Annotated in this window: 3 protein-coding genes and 1 pseudogene; all 4 read right to left on the bottom strand. The window is 77.3% G+C overall.

All coding sequences use genetic code 11. The features are described from left to right. Window positions 1-1725 (bottom strand): AsmA family protein (locus ACFSNB_RS18460; protein ID WP_377319257.1); only part of this gene is annotated, 1725 nt, incomplete at its 3' end. Beyond that, window positions 1722-3218 (bottom strand): FAD-dependent oxidoreductase, encoded by a 1497-nt coding sequence (locus ACFSNB_RS18465; RefSeq protein WP_377319259.1) that lies wholly within the window; start codon window positions 3216-3218, stop codon window positions 1722-1724. The genes ACFSNB_RS18460 and ACFSNB_RS18465, both read right to left, overlap by 4 nt. 131 nt (window positions 3219-3349) lie before the next feature. Then, window positions 3350-3553 (bottom strand): heavy-metal-associated domain-containing protein, encoded by a 204-nt coding sequence (locus ACFSNB_RS18470; protein ID WP_377319261.1) that lies wholly within the window; start codon window positions 3551-3553, stop codon window positions 3350-3352. A 78-nt stretch (window positions 3554-3631) separates the two neighbouring features. Further along, window positions 3632-3852, bottom strand: a pseudogene (locus tag ACFSNB_RS18475) (hypothetical protein); the annotation flags it as partial.

Below are 3852 nucleotides of genomic sequence, written 5' to 3' on the forward strand. Positions count from 1 at the left end.
CTCGCCCGCCGCCGCCCCGCTGCCGCCGCCGGGGCGGGGCACCAGCCGGGCCAGCGGGGTGATGCGGGTTTCCGACGGCAGGAACGGATCGAGCCGGACCTCGCCGCCGGCGAGGCGGGCGCGCGGCGGGCCATCGGCGGGGAAACGGATCTGGCCGATCAGGCGGGCCTCGCCGGCGGTCAGGCTGAGATCGTCGAAACCGGGGCCGGCGGCATCGGCGGTCAGCCGCGCCGACAGGTCGAGCGCGCCGTCGCGGCCGGGGCGGTACTCGGGCGCCAGCAGCCGCACCGCCTCGGCATAGCTCGGGCCGCGCAGGGTCAGCCGGCCGGCCCCCAGCCCGGCGCCGGGCTCGCCGTCGAAGCCGAACTGGAGGCCGCGCGCGGTCAGCCGGGCGCTGACCGCCTCGGTCCAGGTGAGCGAGCCGGACATTTGCAGGGTGTCGAGCCCCAGCGTCAGCGGCGCCAGGGTCAGCCGGTCGGGACGGGCCTCCAGCGTGGCGTCGAGCCGGGCGCTGGCCGGCCAGCTGCCGGCCCCGCCCCCGCCGGGCCACAGCCACGCCCGCAGCCGGGGCGGATCGGCGCTGACCAGACGCAGCCGGCCGGTCGCGGCCGGGCCGTCCGCCTCCACCGTCACCTGCCCGTTGAAATCGAGCCCGGTCGCGCCCGGCAACTGGGCCGAAAACCGGCTGATGGTCAGCACCCCGCCATCGAGCAGGGCGTTGAGGCGGGGCTGGCGCACCATGCCGCCGCGCCAGCGCACCGATTCGGCGCCCAGATCGAGATTGAAGGTCAGATTGCCCGGCAGCGGCAGCCGCAGCACCGCCGCCGGGGCCGCCGCCAGCGCCAGCGGCGGCACGGCGGCCGGCGCGGCGGGAGAGGACGCGGCGGCGGCCGGGGAAGACGGGGCCGGCGCGGGCGCGGCCGGGGCCTGATCGAGATCGAGACTGCCGCCGCGCAGGGAGAGATCGACCGCCACCGGGGCGCGCCCCAGCGCCGCCACCAGTTCGCCCCCGGCGCGCGACTGCCCCAGGGTCAGGGTGATGCCCTGCACCGCCGCTTCCTCGCCGGTCACCACCAGCCGGCCCTCGCCGGTCAGCGGCAGATCGGGCAGCGCCGCCCCCGGCAGGGCGCGGGCCAGCGAGCCCAGCTCCAGCCAGACCCTGCCATGGGCCTGACGCTCGCCCACCGCCGCCTCGATCCGGGCGCTGCCGCCGGCGGCGCCGGGCAGGGTCAGCGTCGCCCGCACCGGCACGGTGGCGCCGCCGCCGGGGCGGCCGCCCTCGGCCTCGACCGGCAGCTCGACCCCGCCGACGCTGAGCCGGCCGTGCGCGGTGAAGCCGCCGTCGAAGCGGCCGTCGGCGGCGAAGATCTCGCCCAGCTGGATCCGGCCATCGAGCCCGATCCCGCCGCCCAGCCGGCCGCCCGACAGCTCGACCCCGGTCAGCGCGATCCGCCCGGACAGCAGCGGCCACAGGCCGAGATCGAGCCGGACCCGTTCGAACCCGGCCGCCCCCACCGTCACCCGCCCCAGCGTCACCCCCGGATCGGGCAGCAGCCGGGCCGAGATCGGCCCCGCCACCGTCACCGGCCAGCCGACGGCGGCGGTGGCGGTGCGTTCAATGCCGGGGCGCAGCGAACTCCAGTCGATCAAAGCGGGGACCACCCCCACCGCGACAACGCCGCCGGCCAGGGTGACGGCGGCAATCTTGAGGGCAACCGAGGTCATGATCGTTCCGCGGCTATCGGTTCGGCGACGGCGGGCGGCGGGGCGGCGGTCTCGCCGTCCGGCGCGGCACCGGGCGGCGCGGCGACGGGCGGCAGATCGGGGCCGGAGCCGGAAGCGGCACCGGGGACGGCCGGGGGCAGCGTCAGCAGCGCCTCGGCCAGGGTGGGATGGACGCCGAGGGTGGCGTCGAACTGGGCCTTGGTCGCGCCGCATTGCAGCGCCACCGCGAAGCCGCCGATGATCTCGGCGGCGCCGGGGCCGAGCACATGCACGCCCAGCACCCGGTCCTCGTCGCGATCGACCACCAGCTTGACCAGCGCGCCGGACTCGCGCCCGGTCAGCCGCTCGCGCAGGGTGCGCGGCCGGGCCAGATGGGTCTCGACCCCGCCGCCATACAGCCGGCGCGCCTCGTCCTCGCCCAGGCCGACGCAGGCCAGCGCCGGGGTGGTGGCCAGCGCGATCGGCACCAGATGATGCTCGACCGCGGTGGGACAGCCGTCAAAGGCGGTGTGGACGAAGGCCTCGGCCTCGGCCAGCGCCGCCGGGGTCAGCCGCAGCCGGTCGGTGACGTCGCCCACCGCCCAGATCGACTCGACCGAGCTGCGCGAATAGGCATCGACCGCGATCCCGCCGCGCGGCCCGAGCGCGACCCCGGTCGTCTCCAGCCCCAGCCCGGCGGTGTCGGGCACCCGGCCGGTGGCGGCCAGCACCAGTTCGGCCTCGACCGGCGCCGCCTTGTCGCCGCCCGGCCCGGCCAGCAGCACCCGGTTGAGCGCGCCGTCGCGTTCGATCGCCAGCGGCTGATGGCCGCGCACCAGCCGCACCCCGCGCGCCTCCATCGCCGCCGCCAGCCCGGCGCGCAGGTCGGGATCGAACCCGGGCAGCGGGGCCTGGGCCCGCATCACCTGGGTCACCTCGACCCCCAATGCGTTGAAGATGCAGGCGAATTCCGTCGCATGCGGCCCGCCGCCCAGCACCACCGCGCGGCGGGGGAGCTGCATCAGGTCGAGCGCCTCGGTGGTGGTGACGGCATGGTCGCAGCCGGGCAGATCGGGCAGCGCCGGCCGGCTGCCGGTGGCGATCAGCAGCACCGGGGCGGTCAGCACCCGCTCGCCCACCACCACGGCGCGGGGGCCGGACAGCCGGCCGCGCCCCTCGATCAGGGTGACGCCGGCCTCGCGCAGCGCCAGCGTCGCCGCGGTTTCCTGGCGGGTGATCTCGGCATTCTTGGCCGCCATCAGCCGGGCCCAGTCGAACCCGGCCGCCCCGGCCTGCCAGCCGAACGCCTCGGCGGCGGCGAAATCCTCGGCGAACCCGGCCCCGATCGCCAGCAGCGCCTTGGGCAGACCGCCGCGCGCCACCCGCGCCCCGCCGACCCGGCCGGATTCGATCACCGCCACCCGCCGACCCGAATCCGCCGCCAGCAGCGCCGCCCGCAGCCCGCCGGCACCGGCGCCCAGCACGATCAGGTCGAAATCCGCCCCAGCCATCATCCGCCCTTCGTTGCAGAACCGGGGTCTTTCTAGCAAGCCCGGTTGGCGGCGAGAAGCGCCTTGCGCCCGACGCGCCGCCGCGTCAGGCAGAGGGCGCCAGGATCATGGCGATTCGATGAAGCGGGCGCCGCTCAGGCGGCGGCACCGCCGAATTCGAATCCGGCCCCGTTCACCGCGCCCTCGACCTGGGCGGCGGTCGCCCCCTCCACCGTGACGGTGGCGGCGGCCAGATCGACGCGGACCGTCGCCCCCGGCGCGGCGGCCTCGATCGCCTCGGTGACGGCGCGGGCGCAGCCGCCGCAGCTCATTCCGGCCACGCGATAGGTGTCTGCCATGGTCAAAGCCTCCGACACGAAAACGGCGGGGACGTCACCGCCCCCGCCGCAAGCTTCAGCACGCCGGGACCGGCGGCGTCAATGCTTCTTCGTCTTGCCCTTGCCCGTCGGCGCCGGGGCCGGGGACGGCGCCGGCTCGGGCTGATGATCGACGAACTCGACCCGGCCGCGTCCGCCATCGTCGGGAATCGCGGCCGGCGCCTCGGCCGGTGCGGCGGTCGCGGCGCCGGCACCGCCGGCCCCCGGCTGGCTGCCGGCGGCGGCCGGAGCGGGCGACGAGGTGGCCGGCGACGGCGCGG

Source organism: Phaeospirillum tilakii (assembly GCF_042683125.1).
Lineage (GTDB): Bacteria > Pseudomonadota > Alphaproteobacteria > Rhodospirillales > Magnetospirillaceae > Phaeospirillum > Phaeospirillum tilakii.

Excerpts from the sequence above, each read along its gene's own strand:
- ACFSNB_RS18465 (WP_377319259.1), bottom strand. The coding sequence starts at position 3,218 with ATGATGGCTGGGGCGGATTTCGACCTGATCGTGCTGGGCGCCGGTGCC.
- ACFSNB_RS18470 (WP_377319261.1), bottom strand. The coding sequence starts at position 3,553 with ATGGCAGACACCTATCGCGTGGCCGGAATGAGCTGCGGCGGCTGCGCC.